Source organism: Desulfoscipio sp. XC116, from assembly GCF_039851975.1.
GTDB lineage: Bacteria > Bacillota > Desulfotomaculia > Desulfotomaculales > Desulfallaceae > Sporotomaculum.
This window is the reverse complement of sequence record NZ_CP156660.1, coordinates 476,440-495,217: the sequence shown is the minus strand read 5'-3', so window position 1 is coordinate 495,217 and position 18,778 is coordinate 476,440. Positions and strand designations below refer to the sequence as shown.

The window sequence follows — 18,778 nt, the reverse complement described above, 5'->3', positions numbered from 1 at the left end:
AACAAAACATCCTCATGGATATGCCTTTCTAAGGATCAGCCGCCCGAAGGTGGGCACTGGCAAGTTTAGTATCCGTATGCTAAATCACTTCACCGTACTTTGGTTTCAAAAGGCAAAAGAGGAAAATCTCAGCCTCAATCAATACATTAACTATTAGTTAGCTCGCAGCATCGGACATAAGAAAATCCTCTTAATACCGTTGGCCCCGCCCAGTTTGTTCAATTCCATGATCGATTCGTCGGGGGGCAACTTACACCCGTCAGGATAAAAAACACATTGTTTTTAACCAGATGTCCGTCGCCGGCGAAGCTGTCAGATCGCAGGGTTACGATACCGACGATACCACTGTGCACGACGTGCTGATAAATGGGAAACCGGCACTGTTGATGATCAGGGAAAAAGACCACTTTGCCTCCATAGCATGGGACGAAGGTGTTATGGTTTACCAAATAGCCGGTATTTTAAGCCCGGAAGAAGCTGTTAAAATGGCTGAATCCCTGGAATAAAATTTTAAAAAAACTTAATCCAAAACAGGCCAAACACAGTCTTATATGTAAAACGATGGAGGTATGTATGTACATGAAAAGATTTTTATGTACCGCGCTGTGTTTGGTTTTTTTATTTATTGTTGCCAGGCCGCCGGCAGCATCCCCGACCCCGCCGCCCCCGCCACCGGCAGAACAAAGTGAAATAGGCATTCTATCTACAAAGTATCTTGCTGATTGGAACTGTTCTCTAATTAATAATGATGACGGAACGGTAACCATCAAAGGCTACAGCCAGGCCAACCGCATTGTGGATGAAATTTATGTCGAGATCTACCTGCAAAAGTGGAACGGGTCCTCCTGGCAAACAGTATCGAACGGATACCGCAAAACAGCCAATAATAACGTATACGTGAGCCACTCTAAGAATATTTCCGTTCAAACGGGCGTATATTATCGAACTCTCTCTTACCATCAGATTATCCACAATGATATCGAATACCCGAAACAGCCACAAAAGATAGTTTCGGATTCCTGTTACATTGATTAAACAACATTTCAAATTTATTCAGTTTAAGCCGGCAGCATATAAGCTGCCGGCTTTGTTGTGCAAAGATTATCGCATTATGTTGGTAAATTATTTCATGGAAACGTAATCCAAAACCGACTTTCAGCAGTATTATAGTTAATAAGAACATTTTGTTATCAGCGTAAATGTAAATATCCTCGGATAATTTCCGTTTTAGATTGTTATCTCATACACCACCAAATTGGAAATAAAAAAACAATGGCCCTTGTTTGAGGTAGCTTTAGGTTTTCCAAAAGTGTTCATAATAAATTAAGGGGATGAGCTATGGTTTGCTTTTTTATGATTAGTAGATATTGTTTGTTGCGAAGTTTTACGAGGAGGAAATAAAATGAAACATACAATGAAAAAAATATTGGGAGTTATGTTATCTTTGTCGTTATTATTCAGTATGGGTGTTGCAGCATTTGCAGCAGAAGATGAATCTAGCATAGGTTCTATTGGGGCAAGCTCAGTACAGCAGGAAAAGTATTCTGAATATGGTAGAATACTTTCCGAAATTACAGGAAAATATGGTATAAAAGCTTCATTAGAACCCATTGAATGGTTCATCGAAAACGGCTTTCCAGATGAATCAGAATTCGCTGAAAAGGTACGGATTAATTGCGAACTTCTAACAAATTCAGAGACCACAACAACGAAAAGCTCCTCTAAGTCTAAAGAAGTTACAATACATGATTGGAAAGATACTCAATATAAAAGCAACTTTGATATTACTGTTAAATTTTCTTTTGCAATTAGAGTCTCACAACACCCTGATACAGGAAATTATTTTATATCTGAGTTTAATGCGTTCAAACCCGAATTACTTGGTAAGGGTAAAGGTATCGTGAATAGCTATTCTACAAGGCTTATTGATGGTGGACGCACGCGCTTAACAACCGCACAATTGACACTTACAAAGGACGGTGCTAACTATTCCAGAACTTCATCAGCATATACTTATTGCAGTAGCAGCACTGGTAAGATAACTGTTCAAGGTTACTAAAGGATATAACTTGTCATGGAACTGGAGGTTATTTGCCATCTTTGCCATTCCATCCATTGTGCTACTTATAACACCATTGCTATATTTGAATGATTTTTTTAACTGGCTCACACCCACCTCACAATATTCAATATTAACCCCATTATGGTATTTCATAACATACAGCGCAGGTTATTATCCCGTGGCTGGAACGCTTATCGGTGTTGGTCTGGGGTTGTCCTTAACAGTTCCTGACAAAGATTATTCTTAAGTTCTGAAGCCGAATGTAAAAAACACTTTTTAGATAAGATTTAATTTATTATGAACTAAAAAACGAGAAGCGGGGCGCGCTAGCCGGCCCCGCTTCTCGTTATCTTAGTTGGCTATTTCCGCAATCCTGTTTTTCTTTCCATAAGCGCCCGCACCTGCAGCGGCAGCCCGAACAGGTTGATGAACCCGGCGGCGTCGGCCTGGCTGTATACTTCGTCACGACCAAAGGTGGCCAACTCTTCATTATAAAGAGAGTATGGCGAGGTGGTCCCGGCCGGGGTGCAGTTGCCCTTGTACAGCTTCATACGCACCGTACCGGTAACCGTGCGCTGGGTTACGTCCACAAAGGCGTCCAGGGCTTCACGCAGCGGCGAGAACCACACCCCGTCATATACCAGCTCGGTATAGCGGGAAGCCACCATCTCCTTGTAATGCAAGGTAATCCGGTCAATGGTAAGCAGCTCAAGCTCCCGGTGGGCTAAAAACAATATGGTGCCTCCCGGCGTTTCATAAACACCCCGGGATTTCATACCCACCAGCCGGTTTTCCACCATATCCACAATGCCAATACCGTTGGCTCCGCCCAGTCTGTTCAGTTCCATAATCAGTTCATCGGGGAGCAATTCCCGGCCGTTGACTTTTTGGGGAATACCCTGTTCAAAATATATTTCCACGTAAGTAGGCTCATCCGGCGCCTTTTCAGGCGGCACGGTAAGCAACAGCACATCGTCCGGCGGCTCCTGGCCCGGATCTTCCAAGGCTCCGCCTTCGTGGGATAGATGCCAGAGGTTGCGGTCCATACTGTAGGGCCGCGATTTGGTCACGGGTATGGGAATGCCCCTGGCCTCGGCATAGTCAATGGCATCATCCCGGGAGCGGATATCCCACTCCCGCCAGGGAGCAATTATCTTTAATTCAGGCTTTAACGCCTTGACCGCCAGTTCAAAGCGCACCTGATCGTTACCCTTGCCGGTGGCGCCGTGGGATATCGCCTCGGCCCCCTCCCGCTCGGCAATTTCCACCAGCCTTTTGCCGATCAGCGGCCGGGCCATGGAAGTGCCCAACAGGTATTTTCCTTCATAAATGGCCCCGGCTTTTAGAGTGGGGTAAATATAGTCGGTGACAAATTCACGCTTGAGGTCCTCAATATACAGCTTGCTGGCCCCACTCTTCAACGCCTTTTCATGCAGCGGCTCAAGCTCCTCCCCCTGACCCACATCCGCAGCCATGGCAATGACTTCATAACCGTAGTTCTCCTTCAGCCAGGGTATAATAATGGAGGTGTCCAGTCCTCCTGAATACGCCAAAACCACTTTCTTCATATCGCTAACTCCCTTCTAAATTACATGCCCCAGATACAACAAAAATATGGGGGGTGTTAACAGCCTTTATTTTGCCATCAAAAGAGCCATAACGGCCTTCTGGGCGTGCAGCCTGTTTTCGGCCTCGTCAAATACCACCGCATGGGGACCGTCGATTATTTCAGCGGCCACTTCCTCACCCCGGTGGGCAGGCAGGCAATGCAGGAATATGTAGTCCGGTGCCGCCAGAGCCGCCAGCCGGGCATTAACCTGGTAAGAAGCAAACACCTTCATCCGGGCCTGTTGTTCACTCTCCTGTCCCATACTGGCCCAAACATCGGTAACCAGCACATCGGCCCCCGACACGGCCTCCTCAGGTTTAGTAGTTATGGAAACGGATGCGCCCGTCTCCTGGGCGTCCTGCCGGGCCGCCGCCACGATATCCTCCCGGGGCAGGTATCCCTCCGGCGAAGCCACGCTGATGTTAACGCCTGTTTTGGCACAGCCATATAGAAGCGAGTGGCATATATTGTTGCCGTCGCCCACATAAGCCAGTTTCAGCCCGGCCAGCCGTCCCTTATGCTCTTGCACCGTCAATAAGTCGGCCAGTATCTGGCAGGGGTGCAATAAGTCCGTAAGGCCATTAATTACCGGTACCGGTGCGTACCCGGCCAATTCCTCCACATCACTCTGCGCAAAGGTGCGGATCATAACGCCGTCCACGTAGCGCCCCAACACCCGCCCGGTGTCGGCAATGCTTTCCCCCCGCCCCAACTGTATATCGTGGGAGCTTAAGAACAAAGCATGCCCGCCCAGCTGGTACATGCCCACCTCGAAGCTCACCCGGGTGCGGGTAGAGGACTTTTGAAAGATCATCCCCAGCGTTTGCCCCTGCAGCAGTGCATGAGGCTCGCCTTGCTTCTGCATTCGTTTAAGCTCGGCGGCAAAATCAAGTATAAAAGCAATTTGCCGGGGAGTAAAATCGCGCAGGGAGAGCAAGTCTCTCCCTTTTAATGTCTCCTTGACAGAGTTCATTTATATCACCGCTTTTCCAGTTTTCACACTCTATAGTTTTTACACTCTAAATAAAGCGTGTAATGTTTAATCATTTTACTGCAAGATCGCATGCTGCATCAATTTATACCATATATAACCAACAAACAATTTCATTTGCCCAAAGGCGGCTATATATTAAAACTTAATTATTACTACAGCGTAAATTACTTTTCAAACAAAGGTTTCGCCGTTTCGATAGGTGCCGTTATTGCCTGCACAGATTACTAAACTATAGTTTATGTTTGGCTAGCCGCTCCGGCCATGAATTATGTGTTTAACATCGTATGATTCCGTATAACGTCGTTAAGCTTGCTGCTCCCGCAATACCCCGTCTATAATCTCCAAGGCCCTGTCTACGTCAGCGTTAGTAATAATCAGCGGCGGCACAATCCGCAGCACGGTATTGTTGGCACAGTTAATCAACAAACCCCGCTCCCGGCAGCGGTTGACAATATCCCCGCCCGGCATGGCAAGTTCCATGCCCAGCATCAACCCCATACCGCGCACTTCCCTGATAAAACTGTATTTCCCGGCCAGCTCATGCAGTTTTTCTTTAAAGTATGCCCCGACTCTATTGCAGTTTTCCAGAACACCGCCGTTAACAATAGTCTGCATGGCAGCCAAACCCGCAGCGCAAGCCAGCGGGTTGCCCCCGAAGGTGCTGGCGTGATCGCCCGGCGCAAATGCCCCGGCCACCTGCTCCTTAGCCAACAGGGCGCCAATGGGAAAGCCGCCGCCCAGCGCCTTGGCCAGAGTAAAAATATCCGGCTCCACACCGTAATGCTGATAGGCCAGAAACTTGCCGGTACGCCCCAGGCCGCACTGCACTTCATCAAAAATCAGCAGCAGGCCGTTCCTGTCGCACAGTTCCCGCACGCCGGACAAGTATTCCGCAGCAGCAGGCCGAACGCCGCTCTCACCCTGCACCGGCTCCAGCATAATAGCACAAGTATGCGGACCAACCGCCCCGGCCAGCGCATCCAAGTCGTTAAAAGGAACATATTTAAAACCCGGCGGCAGCGGCTCAAAGTATTTTTGATATTTCGGCTGCCCGGTAGCTGTAATAGCGGCCAGAGTGCGGCCGTGGAACGAATTCTCCGCGGTAATTATCTCATACCGGTCCGGGCCATGCTGTTTTTTAGCCCATTTGCGGGCCAGTTTAATAGCCCCCTCATTGGCCTCGGCCCCGCTGTTGCAAAAGAATGCGCGGTCGGCGCAGCTGTTTTCCACCAAAATTTCGGCCAGCCGGGCCTGAGGCTCGATGTAATACAGGTTGCTGACGTGCATCAACCGGGCGGCCTGTTCCTGTATCGCCCGCACCACCGCGGGGTGGCAATGCCCCAGGCAATTAACCGCTATACCGGCCACAAAATCTAAATATGCCCGCCCTTCGGCGTCCCACAACAGCGTTCCTTCGCCCCGTACCGGAGCCATGGCAATACGCCCGTAGGTATGCATAACATATTTATCACTTAATTGCATAATATCACTGGTATTCACTTATTTCGCCCTTCTTTCTGTCCAGTTCCAATAAAGCAAGGGGAGCACAGTTTTTTTGTTTCCCAAAGCTTCATCCTCCCTACAAGCCCCGTCGGGCAACAAACAGCACACAAACAGCACAGTTTCCCATTGCTGCCGTATGCTTACTTGTTACCATTATATCACTAACACCAATGCCTAAAATTATGCCATAGCACCTACATCTTTTTACGTATCCTAAATTAAAATTATAATCCAATTTCCTTAATTGGTCACCATAGTACCCACACCCTGATCGGTAAATATCTCCAGCAGCACGGAATGCTGCACCCGACCGTCTAAAATATGGGTGCTGCCCACGCCTCCCCGCAGTGCGGATACGCAGCACTCCACTTTAGGGATCATCCCCCCGTCAATAATACCCCGCTCCACCAGCTGAGGTATTTCCTGCCTGGCTACCGTGGAAATCAACGATGCTTTGTCATGGCGATCAGCCAGTATACCTTCCACATCGGTGAGAATAATCAGTTTATCGGCGTTGAGGGCCACCGCCAGCGCTCCCGCGGCGCTGTCCGCATTCACATTGTAGCTATCGCCGCCCTCACCCACGGCTACCGGCGCCACCACGGGAATATAGCCTTCCCGGATTACCGTGGCCACGATACCGGGGTTCACCTGGCGCACCTCACCAACCAGGCCGATATCGACCATCTCCTCGGTGCCGTCCGGCCTGCGCACCCGGCCCATTTTTTTATCGGCCACCAGTAAATTGCCGTCTTTACCGGAGAGACCCACCGCATGGCCGCCGATGTCGTTAATCATACCCACAATATCTTTGTTTATTTTACCTACCAGCACCATCTGGGCAATTTCCATCGTCTCGGCGTCAGTAACCCGCAGTCCCCCCACAAAATTACTTTCCTTGCCCACTCTCTTCAACATACCGGTGATTTCCGGCCCCCCGCCGTGCACAATAACGGGATGCATACCCACATATTTCATCAATACGGCGTCTGTTAAAACCGCTTTTTTAAGTTCGCAATTAACCATGGCATGGCCGCCATATTTAATAACCACTGTTTTACCATAAAACTTTTTTATGTAAGGCAGGGCCTCCACTAAAATACCCGCCTTTTCCATAGGGCTCGGCACCCCACCACCTCCTTTCCCGGGGTCAGGCTTAAACTTTATTAAACTAACTGCGTAACCTAAGTGCGGTAACTGCCGTTAATACGCACGTAATCATAGGTAAGATCACAGCCCCAAGCGGCAGCGCAGCTGTCGCCGTTATGCAAATCAATGGTAAATACCACTTCGTCGCCGCCAAGCACCTCGGCGGCCCGTTCCTCGCTGAAGGGCAATCCCCCGCCGTTTTCAGCCACCTGCACATCTCCTACATATATATCCACGCTCTCCGGGTTAAAGCCGGCACCGGAATATCCGGCGGCACAGATTATCCGCCCCCAGTTGGCGTCCTTGCCAAAAACGGCTGCCTTAACCAGGCTGGAGGAAGCCACGGCCCGGGCCACCAGCCGGGCGTCGCGCTCGCTAGAAGCGCCCCGCACCCGCACTTCCAGCAGCCGGGTAGCCCCCTCGCCGTCCGCGGCCACAGCCACGGCCAGCTTGCGGCACACTGCTTCCAACGCCGCGACGAACGCCGCGTAATTCGAATTAGCACCGTCAATAACCCGGTTGCCCGCCGCACCGTTGGCTAGCACCACCAACATATCGTTAGTACTGGTATCACCGTCCACGGTAATCATGTTAAAGGTACGCTCCACCGCTGTGGTCAGCGCTTTATGCAGCCAATCGGCCTCAATAGCGGCATCGGTGGTAATAAAACACAACATAGTGGCCATGTTGGGGTGAATCATCCCCGAACCCTTGGCCATACCGCCAATAGTAGCTTTAACACCGCCCAGTTCCACCGTCACCGCCGCTTCCTTGGATACAGTATCGGTAGTCATGACAGCGGCAGCGGCATCTACACCGCCATCTCTGCTTAATTCAGCCGCCGCCCGCCGAATACCGGACAGCACCCTGTCCATAGGCATAAGCTGGCCGATTACACCGGTGGAAGCAACCAGTACCTGTTCTTCGGGGATCTGCAGCAATCCCGCGGCCTCGGCCGCCATGGCCCGGGCATCTTCAAGCCCCCGGGGGCCGACACAGGCATTGGCATTGCCGCTGTTAGCCACCACGGCCCGGGCTTTGCCGCTTTCGATGTGTTGCATAGTCAACAGAACGGGGGCCGCTTTTACTATATTGGCAGTAAAAACACCGGCGGCGGATGCTTCCCGCTCCGAATATATCAAAGCGACATCTTTTCTTTCATGTTTGATACCCGCTACCGCCCCGGAGGCGGTAAAACCCAGCGGAGCCGTCACCCCGCCGGTAATTTCCTTAAACGTTGCTTGAGACATATTCATTTTCCTCCAAATTACCTGATAATGCATGCGGTATTGCTCAGTCAGCCCCCACACAGCCCGGGTTCAAAACAATTCGGCCAGGGAGCGGAGGGACTTAGCAAGCTATCATCTAAAATTTAATTTGGCATTAAGCTTAATTCAGACTTAAGCTTGGCTTAGGGATATAACCCCGGTCTATCCAGGCCCATAGTTTCCGGCAAACCGCACATCAGGTTCATGTTTTGCACCGCCTGGCCCGCCGCCCCCTTGATCAAGTTATCAATAGCCGAAATAACCACTACCCGCCCGGTGCGCGGGTCCACCACAGGCACCACGTCGCAGTGGTTGGAACCGGATACCGCCTTGGTTTGGGGTAATATCCCCGGGGGGAGCAGGCGTACAAAATAATCGTTGCGGTAATACTCCTCATAAATAGAACGCACCTGTCCCAAGGTTATCTCTTGCTTGAGTTTGGCATAGACGGTGCTTAAAATACCTCTGTTCATGGGAGTAAGGTGCGGGGTAAATGATATCACCATATCTTCACCCGCCAGCTTGCCCAGCTCCTGCTCGATTTCGGGCGTATGCCGATGCATGCCTACATTATAAGCACGGAAATTTTCATTGACCTCGGCAAAATGAACGCCCAGGGACAGCCCCCGGCCGGCACCCGAAACTCCGGATTTACTATCCGCCACCACCGTGCCGGTGTCCACCAAACCGTGCGCCAAAAGCGGCGCCAGACCCAGTATTACACTGGTGGGATAACAGCCCGGATTGCCTACCAGAGAGGCCGTTTTAATCCTATCGCGATACAACTCGGGCAACCCGTACACCGCCTGCCCCAGCAGGTCGGGCGCCGTGTGTTCCACTTTGTACCATTGCTCGTATACTTCCCGGCTAGCAAAGCGAAAATCAGCACCCAGGTCAATAAACTTTTTACCTTGCTTTAAAACTTCCTCGGCCACCGGTATGGCATGCCCGTGGGGCAGGGCCGTAAAAATAACATCGGCTTCGCCGACTAACGCCGGCAAGTCAAGCTCCCGGCATTTTTGGTCCACATATTTGTATAAATGCGGGTAAACCTCGCAAAACGACTTACCCCCATAGCTCCGGGTGGTTAAATTCACCAGCCAGGCCTCGGGGTGTGACGACAATATGCGCACCAGCTCCGCCCCGGCATAGCCCGTGGCACCAATTATGCCAACCTTAATTTTCATAACAAATAACCTCCGAATGCAATAAAATAATTATACATAAACATGAATAATAATACAATAGTTTTCCCTGCACATATAGAGGCACTTTTTCATAAATTACCTTTAACGAACAAATTTTATTTATAACAAGGAGGTGCACCGGCTAGTATGCCAAACAACAACCAGACTCCTTACACCCATCCCCTGGTCACTCTTATGCTGCTAATGGCCGCCAACACCCCTGATCCAGCCGGAAGGCTGAATAACCTGGGTCAGGCGATTAGTTCCATGCGCGAAGCACTAACCAGTATCAATGCGGGGTTGGAATCTTTTCACACCCAGGTAATGCCGCTTTTTATGCGTCCACCGGAAAATGAAACCAAGAAGCAAAGAAAGTAGTTATATTTGCGCACATCAATACCAGGGAACGAATGATGCCTGAACATAACTAACAGAATAGTATGTTCAGGCAATTACATCCCCTGTAATTGTTTTTTGCATTATACATTTATGCACTCCAGTGCATATCCCGTCTCAGTACCAATTTTATCCACCAGCGCCACCCACCGGGGATCATCATCCGCCGGAGGGTTTTTTAACTTGACCCGTACCAGGCGTTCCTTTGCAAAGAAACCGGGCTCTTTAACCAGCCCCCAGGCCGGGTCCAGAGCCGTACGAACTCGCGATTTTATTTCATTTTGGTTGGGCCGGGGATTAATGCGCACCAACCACCCGGTTTGTTCTTGCAGCTCAGCCAGCAAACCCCGGTACCGCTCCCCCACATCGGGGCTGATAAAACTCACTTCTATATATTCGCCACCGCCGTCCCGCTTTTTGCCAACCTTATACACTACCGCCCCCGCCTGCCGCAGCGCAGTGCGAATAGCCGCGTAAGCGGCATTTATTTCCATGCCGGCATCGCCGGAACCAACAATACCGGCTGTATTGGCGGCACCGTCGGCATCACCGGCGGAAAGCGCCCCACCGGCTCCAATCGCCCCATCACCGCCGGGCCTTTCAATCACCAGTGTCTGCCCGGTTAGCTCCTTAAAGCGTCTGCCCAGTTCAGGCACTGCGTTCTCCTCGTCCGGAGGAATTTCGCACCGCACGCTCACCAGATCATCTTCCCGGTGAATAGAGGGATTACGCAGTATTTGCCAGGTTTCCGGCAGTATGCGGCGGGCGGCATCGGCCAAAGCACCGTGATGGGGCTCGGGATGCACCCGCACCGACCAGCCCGTTGCAGCGCCCAGTTCCTCGATTTGCGGACCGTACAGCACCGCCGCCGGAGCGGGAAAATGAAAATACAGCGTTATTTCCCCCTCAGATAAGTCCAGCCCCTTGCGGTACAGCCCGCTTTCCGGTCCAAACAGCTTTTCCGCCACAGCCAGCGCCGCATTTTGCTCCATACGGTCCACCATTTCCTCGTCGGGCGCGGCCTGGTCCCGGGGCGCATCCGCACGGCACTCATAAAGCGGCGTGCCTCCGGGGGCAGACTGCCGGGTAAAGCAGTCGGGGTGAGTATTCAATCGCCAGGCCAGGGCCGTCAAAGATTCAACATCAGCTTCCAACCCCAGCAAGTCAAGCCACCGGCTCGCGCTCGCCGGTCCCGCGCCAAGCTGCTGCATCTTTTCCCATAACGCCTCGGGCTTAAGCCTCCGGTACAAAGGCTTTACCTTTAACAGAAATTGATGCAGCCTTTGTTTTTGTTCGGCCCGCACCATGCTATCGACCGGCATGGCCCCCGGCTTACTCTCCTCAACCGTCTCACTTTCCCCGGCCGGCCCGCTTATTTGTACCGCCACTCCGCTTTCGCACCGGGCTTCAGCGCACCGGCCCGGTCCTCTTTCCCCCGGTAATATATTTGCTTCCTCCGGCTCATACCAGGGGCCAACGACCTCCAGCAAACTCTCCGCCGGATGCCAGGTACCGTCCCGACCCACTTTCCAGGCGTAAAACCCCAGTTCGTCCACCGCGTAGCATATACCGGCCCGCACCGCACCGCCGCCATCGCGCACCAAAACCAATTTGCCCGGCAGATGAGGCACACCCCGCATGATAGACTCCCGCAGCCTGTCCGCCGCCACCTGATCCGGACGGCGGGGCCGGTAGAAGTAAGGATGTTTCCAATCCGCGGCGAAATAGCGCCGGTCGGACTTTAGCATAGCCGCCATCTGTGCCTGCCGCTCGGGCGTTATTCCACCCCCGAACCATAATACGGCCAATTCTTCGGCCGTATACAGCTTATTGCGGGTAGACGGCCCGCGTACTAGGCCATCCCACAGCACCTCCGGATTAGGCGGGCCGCCGCGTTCATGTCCGGACACCGCCTTGGCGGCGCGGGCGGCGGAGGCGGGGGTATACTTCCCCAACTTGTCATGCCGGAAAGAAAAATCCAGCCACTGGCCATTCTCCGGGGCCAGCACAGCCCGCCTGCTGTCCGCCAGAGTTTGGGCCAGCGCCTGTCTGGCATCGTCATCACCGTGCACCAGCACCACCCGGCGGGGACGCAGCCGGGCGGCCAGAGACGCCAGCTCACCCGCGTCCGCATGGGCGGACAGGCCATACTGAGCCAGCCGGCACCGCACGCGCTTTTCCACGCCGCCCAAGGCAATAGTGGCCTCCGGGTCATCGGCTAGTGCCAGCAAGCGGCGGCCGGGGCTTTCCTCATCCTGGTAACCGCAAAATATAATAGCATGCCGGGGATCATCCGCCAGGCGAGAGGCGTAAAACTGCGAAGGTCCGCCGGTTAGCATACCGGAACTGGCAATAATACAAGCGGGAGCACCGGCCAGCACCTTTTCCCGCATAGGTGCGGCCGTAACCGGTCTGGCCAGGCCCCTGTCCCGGAAAAACGGGTTGCCCCCGTTGTTGATAAACCGCTTAAGCGGGCCGCGCAATAATTCGGGAAAGTTCAGATAGGCCTGACAGATGCTGCGCACCATGCCGTCCACCCAGATGGGGAACTTCGGTATTAACCCGGCCTGCTGATGGGCCAGTATAAGCAGTATAATCTCCTGGGCGCGCCCCAGCGCAAAGGCCGGGATCAACGCATGTCCGCCCGACGCGATGACCTCCGCCACGGTTTGCGCCAAAGTCTTTTCCTCCCGCTGCCGGTTGGCATGCAGGCGATTGCCGTAGGTTGATTCCATCACCAGCAAATGAGGCGCAAAATCAGGCGCCACCATGCCGGATATGGTGCGCTGGTTACCTGCGGATATATCGCCCGTATACAGCACACGTCCCGCGGCCCCTTCCAGCCCGAGCATAGCAGCCCCCAGTATGTGACCGGCCGGGAAAAAGAACACTTTTATTCCCCCGGGCAGCACTACGCTGCCTCCCATAGGCACGGGAACCACCCGGGTAAACATCCTGGCCACCAAATCGGCATCGTAAAGAGGGCATTCCAATTCCTGCTCAGCCTTGATGGACATTATTTTGAGGGCATCGGCCAATAGTACCCGCATCAGGTGCACCGTAGGCGCGGTGGCGTATATGGGCGCCGCCGGGTAGGCCCGGTGTACCAGCGGCAGCGCGCCGATATGGTCCAGGTGGGCATGGGAAACAAGCACCGCATCCACCCCGCCCGCTTCCTGCAGCAGCGCCAGATCAGGCAGCGCATCCGCGGGTCCGCCCGCCGCGCCACCGCCCATGCGAATGCCGGCGTCCAGTAAAACGTTTGTGCCGTCCATTTGAAGCAAATTGCAGCTGGCCCCCACCTCGCTGCCACCGCCCAGGGCTATATAGCGCAACACTTCTCCCTCGCAATCCGATATATCTTTTTTCTTATTTATAAGATTCTTGTACTCACACGTTGATTCCTGCCGCTTGAGCACACAACGTTGTATTAGTGTGGACCGGGCTGCCGGTATGGTACCGGTGCAAGAAGCAGGCGGAGCGATCAGCAGCCTGACCGGAGAACCGCCGCAGCTTATTGAGTGCGTAGCCGGCGGCATCCAACGGTTTGGTCCATGATGAACGGCTGGAATGTCCGGAATGGCCGCATGACAATCACTAGAAAAACTCCCTTTTGCCAACGCCCACCAGCGTGCGCGCAAAGACAACAACCCACAAAGCCAGCAATAACAGGTAGCACATAAAACCATAGCCGTTTATCAGCGGTGCATTTAAAAATCCGGCTACCAGGTATGTAGCCCCGGCATATGCACCCAGCGGGAAAGTAAAAGCCCACCAGGCCAGGGAAAATGGCAAGTCCTTATTTCTGAAATAATAAATAGTTAAATAAATGGCGCAGATAAGCCACCAAAACCCAAACCCCCATAAAAAAAGGGCCAGCAGTTGCAATACCGGCTGCACATAAGGACCTAGAAAAGGTACACTGGCAGGCGCCAGATTCAACAAAGCAATAGTACCGACACCAATGGGCCCCAAATTAATCCAGGCGGTAGGGGCCAATTTACCGGACAAGGGAGGCCGGCAGATAAAACGGTACAAGCATATGGCCTCCAACACCAGAAAAAGGAAGAAACCACTGCCCCAGGCCACATAGTTAAAAGCAAGCATCATTAATTGCCAGCTTTCGGGCCAGTAAGCAATTAACTTGGCTCCGGGAACGGGGATGACAATGAGGGCTACCGGAGGCATAAACCAGGCCGGATTGATACTTTCCACCCGCACTTCCCGATTGGTAAAGTTCAGCAACGGAATGATCACCGCACCCAACAAAGCTAATAGCGCACCCATAATCCAAATAATTTTAGCCATACCAATGGCCCGGTACGGCCCCAGGCTATCCACGCCCACAATCAGCAGATCGGCTGCCACCACCAGGCAGGCGATAGGCATAGTGGCATAAAACTGTCCGGTAACCGGTTCCCTCAAGTCCGCCAGTGCTTCTTTACTGTGCCGAATGAATCTTAACACCCAGGGCACCAGTAATATAGCGAATAAAAACATGTTCAACATCCAGGCCATGGTGGCCAAACCCTTAAGCCAGGGAAACCCGGTACTGTAAAAATAGCTGGTTATAGCTACAATACCAGTACCCATGACACTGGCAAACCACGATGGAGCAAAATTTGCTATTAATGTATGCGAGCTCTTCATATGCACATCCCCCGTTGTCATAAAAATAAAAAACTTTGCAGCATTATTGTACCACTTGAACGCTGCAAAGCTCTTGAATTAATTAAAGTTTTACGTGAAAACCTGTCTTATGCGCGTGAACCTCCTCCGGGACGAGCCCGTGGGTTTTCAGAGGCAGGTTTCTATAAAATAGTTAATAATGTTTAGACCCGTCCCTTTTCTTTGGCTATGCGCAAGAACTGTTCCCCCTTATTGACGGGAGGAATATGCAATACCGCACGACGGGACATGGACAGTGCTCCGGTGGGACAAGCGGAAGCACATGCACCGCAGCCGATACATCGATCTTCCAATACCGCCGATACTTCCGACCCATCATCGGCTACAACCATTTCAATAGCTTTGATATGGCAGCTTTCCGTGCAGATGCCGCACCCTGTGCACAAATCAACATCCACCGCAGGTATAAAGTTGCTCGGGTGCACGGCCTGCAGACCGGACTCGTTAATGGTCCGCAGCACACCACAGCAACAGCCGCAGCAGTGACATATATAAGCGGGACTGTTGAGCACATTGTCGCCCAAATGCACCAACCCCAGCTTCTCTGTCTTATCCAGTACACGCAGCAACTCATCCACCGCAGCCGCCCTGGCCAGTCCCCGGCTCACCAGCCAGCGGGCCGCACCGCCCAGGGAAGTGCACACATCCTCCACGGGCGCGTCACAGGCTTTGCCAAGATGAGCGGCCTTATGCCGGCAGGAGCACATACCCAGCGCACCGCCACCGGACGCACGGATAATTTCCGAGGCCTTTTCATAGTCCAAAACCTCGGTTTCCACGGCAGCGGGTATGACATTTTCATAGACCAGGGCTTTAAACATTTTAGTATCCCCGCCGAAAATCTCCTCCCGCACCCCCGGACTGATAAAATACTTATCAAAAAGATCCGCCAGCTCTTTCATATTGATGTTATCCCGCACCCGCATGAAAGTATATTCAAAAAACCCTACCACCATGGGCGCCAGCATGTAATAAGTGGTGTTTTTGCGCGGCAGGTCCAATACCAATCCCTTGTCAGCCATACCGTCCAGGGTTTGCACCAGTTCGGCTTCTTTCATGCCGGTGATATCGGCAATCTTAGCCGCCGGCATGGGCAACAGAGGAAACTTGCCGCCCAACTGCGCCTCGCTTTCCGTAAAAAGCCGGTACAAAATCCCCATTAAAAACTCGTTAACCGGCGCTCCCACCGGATTTTTGTTTAAGCGCTCGGCCAGCGCCCGGTAAACCTCTTCCTTGGCATTTATTAAATGTCCCATGCCTGTCAAAACCTCCGTTTCTTAATACAAAAAATAAACCAGTTTAATTTAAAAAAGAATTGCTGTTAAAGCACCATGCCACTGCAACGGCACCATAAAGAGCTTAAAATGGTTTAGTTTATCATTGCTATGCATACAGCCCTGTGACGCTTGAAAAAGTATGTCATTGCTATGAATAAAACCCGCGATGCTTGAAAGTATGTCATTGCGAGGAGCAAAGCGACGAAGCAATCTCCGCTTTACAGTTGGCATTTCTTTGGGGATCCGCTTCCCGGGACTGCTTCGCTCACGTTCGCAATGACATTACCCGGCAATGACATATATTCGTTTATCGTGGTACGTGCAACGTTTCTTACAAGAAGCGAAAGTATTAGCGACAATAAGCCGCGAATTAAGGTTTTTCATCGGTGTCAATAAGTTCATCCAGCACTTTTAAAAATGTATTAAAATCCGCCGGGGAAAACTGCCCTTTTATTTCCATATCCAGCTTTTCAGCCAGTTTAATCATGGATGCGCCATGTTCCTTAGCCTTGGAAGTTAAAAAAATCAACAAGGAGCGGCGATCCTCCGGGTCGTTTCTTCTTTCTACATACCCCCCGCGCTCCATACGGTCCAGAATACCGGTAAGAGTGGAGCCGTCCATATTTATGCCCCTGGCCAGTTCTTTAAATTTCATGCCGTCATTCTCCCACAGCGCACTTAATACGTAAAACTGTACGGGAGTGATTTCAAAAGAGGCCAGGTTGCTTTCATAATACCGCTGCACCCTGCGCATTACCTTGCTTAGTTTAAAGCAGATATATTTTTCCGGTCCGTACTGGTGTGTTTGACCACGCATAGCTAATCAACCTCTTAATTTGCATAGTAATTATTTGTGTACCAACATTATATGGTTTTTAGAATTATCTGTCAACAATTAATAGTAATTTACCAGGATAATTTCCAAGTTACACCGGAACAAAAATTGCAAATCGTTTCGCTTTCGGAAGGTTTATCGGAAGAACGCCATATAGGTCAAATTGCCTCGAAATACAGTGTACATGTCAGTTTTGGTTCATCGCTGGCAGAAGGAACTTTAGAAAGCACTGACAAGGTATTCGCCACCTCTAAGAATGCTAAAGCTGCTGCCCGAGAAAAGCGCAAGCAGGAAGAAACCATCGAAAACCATCAGCGTGACAATGGCGTTCAGCGTTTATCTTTATGGCAAAAACGACAGTTTTCAGAGCCCCTATCTTGTCGTAAGTTTCGATTCCTTATAGTTAGTCTAATAACACTGGCCGATAAGGCTGGCTTACCGACAAGTGAATATAGTTTCAATTCCTTATAGACCACCATGCCGCCAACACGGCACCATCAGAAAATGAAATTACCTAACGCTATTTTCAGGATAGGTAGTTTAATAACGGATAATCCTGGCCGAGCGGCCTAACCGGTCCAGCCAGGTTTCAATTCCTCATAGGTAGTCTAATAACCACGACACAGGTCTACGCTAAAGTATCGTTAGAGCGGTTTCAATTCCTCATAGGTAGTCTAATAACAAGTCGTTTTGGTGTAAAAATGGTCGAGGGTAAAAGTTTCAATTCCTCACAGGTAGTCTAATAACCAACGGATTTCATAATTTTTGGTTTCGACAAAGAAAGTTTCAATTCCTCATAGGTAGTCTAATAACCACCCGGCGTTCGACTTCAGCAGATGCAGCTTCCACGTTTCAATTCCTCATAGGTAGTCTAATAACGAGGCAAAAATCAATGAGCAATAATGTTGAGCGGGTGTTTCAATTCCTCATAGGTAGTCTAATAACGTCGGGGGACTCAGTTTCCCAAAATTCCAATTCATCGTTTCAATTCCTCATAGGTAGTCTAATAACTTTTACACGGTTTATTGAGGCTGTTATTGAAGCCGAGTTTCAATTCCTCATAGGTAGTCTAATAACCTTGATACTGGCGGGAATATCATAAGGCTTAGCAAAAGTTTCAATTCCTCATAGGTAGTCTAATAACTTTGTTAGTCATTTGTTGGGCATTTCAGTTGGGCTAGGTTTCAATTCCTCATAGGTAGTCTAATAACGAAGGTTGTACACCTACTCCAACCGGTGTTTATTAGTTTCAATTCCTCATAGGTAGTCTAATAACACGTGTGCAGCCCAGATATGGGTGGAGTGCCTAAAGTTTCAATTCCTCATAGGTAGTCTAATAACCCATTCGGCGTAATCATCAGATTATCCATTCCTGTCTGTTTCAATTCCTCATAGGTAGTCTAATAACTTAGGTATACCGGCTGAGGACGCACGGTTTGTTTTACCGTTTCAATTCCTCATAGGTAGTCTAATAACCCGTCGCGTTTACCTAAAAATAGGGCTTCCTAAATTAAAAGCTTATTGGAAGTCACTGTGACAATATTCTCGAAAACCTTATACTATAAGTTTTTTTCAATTATAGAATGTCGTCGCCCCCCCGGCGTTTGTACGCTACCGGAGATCGACGACAAAGATTTTCCTGCTCTATCCCTTTGTTCTAGATTATATTTTCATCTCCTCCTTTTTCAAACCCATAATCTATCGGGAAGGATATTTCGTTGTACCCCAACCGGATATATTCTTTATCCCAAAAGAATTTCAGGAAAGGGGGGGTGATGAAGATGCATTATACTTGACGATGCTTTACTA

The 18,778-nt window shown here is 50.8% G+C and carries 16 protein-coding genes and 1 CRISPR repeat array; of the genes, 6 read left to right on the top strand and 10 right to left on the bottom strand.

The window, feature by feature from the left end:
* Positions 1 to 233 precede the first annotated feature (233 nt).
* The 3 genes from ABDB91_RS02420 to ABDB91_RS02410 all read left to right on the top strand — a co-directional run bounded on the left by ABDB91_RS02420 (position 234) and on the right by ABDB91_RS02410 (position 2,059).
* Complete coding sequence (locus ABDB91_RS02420; RefSeq protein WP_347491506.1) at positions 234 to 506, top strand: DUF4367 domain-containing protein; 273 nt, start codon at positions 234 to 236, stop codon at positions 504 to 506.
* A gap of 73 nt (positions 507 to 579) precedes the next feature.
* Positions 580 to 1,035, top strand: coding sequence for a DUF6147 family protein (locus tag ABDB91_RS02415; RefSeq protein WP_347490036.1), 456 nt, complete (start codon positions 580 to 582; stop codon positions 1,033 to 1,035).
* Positions 1,036 to 1,402: 367 nt separating this feature from the next.
* Complete coding sequence (locus ABDB91_RS02410) at positions 1,403 to 2,059, top strand: hypothetical protein (RefSeq protein ID WP_347490034.1); 657 nt, start codon at positions 1,403 to 1,405, stop codon at positions 2,057 to 2,059.
* A 362-nt stretch (positions 2,060 to 2,421) separates the two neighbouring features.
* Here ABDB91_RS02410 and ABDB91_RS02405 read toward each other — a convergent pair whose 3' ends face one another.
* The 6 genes from ABDB91_RS02405 to argC all read right to left on the bottom strand — a co-directional run bounded on the left by ABDB91_RS02405 (position 2,422) and on the right by argC (position 9,772).
* Positions 2,422 to 3,630: an argininosuccinate synthase gene (locus tag ABDB91_RS02405; RefSeq protein ID WP_347490033.1), complete on the bottom strand. Its 1,209-nt coding sequence runs from the start codon at positions 3,628 to 3,630 to the stop codon at positions 2,422 to 2,424.
* A 66-nt stretch (positions 3,631 to 3,696) separates the two neighbouring features.
* A complete protein-coding gene (gene argF / locus ABDB91_RS02400) occupies positions 3,697 to 4,644 on the bottom strand; it encodes an ornithine carbamoyltransferase (RefSeq protein ID WP_347490032.1) in 948 nt (315 codons plus the stop codon).
* A 324-nt stretch (positions 4,645 to 4,968) separates the two neighbouring features.
* Positions 4,969 to 6,165, bottom strand: a complete 1,197-nt coding sequence (locus tag ABDB91_RS02395) for an acetylornithine transaminase (RefSeq protein ID WP_347490030.1) — start codon at positions 6,163 to 6,165, stop codon at positions 4,969 to 4,971.
* Positions 6,166 to 6,408: 243 nt separating this feature from the next.
* Positions 6,409 to 7,296, bottom strand: a complete 888-nt coding sequence (argB, locus tag ABDB91_RS02390; protein WP_347490029.1) for an acetylglutamate kinase — start codon at positions 7,294 to 7,296, stop codon at positions 6,409 to 6,411.
* A gap of 56 nt (positions 7,297 to 7,352) precedes the next feature.
* Positions 7,353 to 8,567, bottom strand: coding sequence for a bifunctional glutamate N-acetyltransferase/amino-acid acetyltransferase ArgJ (gene argJ, locus ABDB91_RS02385; RefSeq protein WP_347490027.1), 1,215 nt, complete (start codon positions 8,565 to 8,567; stop codon positions 7,353 to 7,355).
* Between the two features lie 161 nt (positions 8,568 to 8,728).
* Positions 8,729 to 9,772 carry an N-acetyl-gamma-glutamyl-phosphate reductase gene (gene argC / locus ABDB91_RS02380; RefSeq protein WP_347490026.1) on the bottom strand — a complete coding sequence of 348 codons (1,044 nt, stop codon included), beginning with the start codon at positions 9,770 to 9,772 and terminating at the stop codon, positions 8,729 to 8,731.
* Positions 9,773 to 9,919: 147 nt separating this feature from the next.
* On the opposite strand from argC, the gene ABDB91_RS02375 reads away from it, so the two are divergent.
* Positions 9,920 to 10,150 carry a hypothetical protein gene (locus ABDB91_RS02375; protein WP_347490025.1) on the top strand — a complete coding sequence of 77 codons (231 nt, stop codon included), beginning with the start codon at positions 9,920 to 9,922 and terminating at the stop codon, positions 10,148 to 10,150.
* A 101-nt stretch (positions 10,151 to 10,251) separates the two neighbouring features.
* Here ABDB91_RS02375 and ABDB91_RS02370 read toward each other — a convergent pair whose 3' ends face one another.
* On the bottom strand, positions 10,252 to 13,503 hold the full coding sequence (locus tag ABDB91_RS02370) for an MBL fold metallo-hydrolase (protein ID WP_347490024.1): 3,252 nt from the start codon (positions 13,501 to 13,503) through the stop codon (positions 10,252 to 10,254).
* Between the two features lie 76 nt (positions 13,504 to 13,579).
* Between ABDB91_RS02370 and ABDB91_RS02365 the strand changes: the two genes are divergently transcribed.
* Entirely contained in the window at positions 13,580 to 13,726 is a 147-nt protein-coding gene (locus tag ABDB91_RS02365) for a hypothetical protein (protein WP_347490023.1), read from the top strand.
* 39 nt (positions 13,727 to 13,765) lie between these two features.
* On the opposite strand, the gene tdt is transcribed toward ABDB91_RS02365, so the two are convergent.
* From tdt to ABDB91_RS02350, 3 genes are all read right to left on the bottom strand, one after another.
* Positions 13,766 to 14,818, bottom strand: a complete 1,053-nt coding sequence (gene tdt / locus ABDB91_RS02360; protein ID WP_347490021.1) for a tellurite-resistance/dicarboxylate transporter — start codon at positions 14,816 to 14,818, stop codon at positions 13,766 to 13,768.
* A gap of 182 nt (positions 14,819 to 15,000) precedes the next feature.
* The gene (locus ABDB91_RS02355; protein ID WP_347490020.1) at positions 15,001 to 16,113 is read right to left on the bottom strand and encodes a 4Fe-4S binding protein; all 1,113 of its coding nucleotides are present in this window, start codon (positions 16,111 to 16,113) and stop codon (positions 15,001 to 15,003) included.
* Positions 16,114 to 16,504: 391 nt separating this feature from the next.
* Positions 16,505 to 16,951, bottom strand: a complete 447-nt coding sequence (locus ABDB91_RS02350; protein ID WP_347490019.1) for a MarR family transcriptional regulator — start codon at positions 16,949 to 16,951, stop codon at positions 16,505 to 16,507.
* A gap of 51 nt (positions 16,952 to 17,002) precedes the next feature.
* Between ABDB91_RS02350 and ABDB91_RS02345 the strand changes: the two genes are divergently transcribed.
* A complete protein-coding gene (locus ABDB91_RS02345) occupies positions 17,003 to 17,440 on the top strand; it encodes a hypothetical protein (protein ID WP_347490018.1) in 438 nt (145 codons plus the stop codon).
* Positions 17,441 to 17,555: 115 nt separating this feature from the next.
* Positions 17,556 to 18,445: a CRISPR direct-repeat array (repeat unit 30 nt; unit sequence GTTTCAATTCCTCATAGGTAGTCTAATAAC).
* Between the last annotated feature and the right edge of the window lie 333 nt (positions 18,446 to 18,778).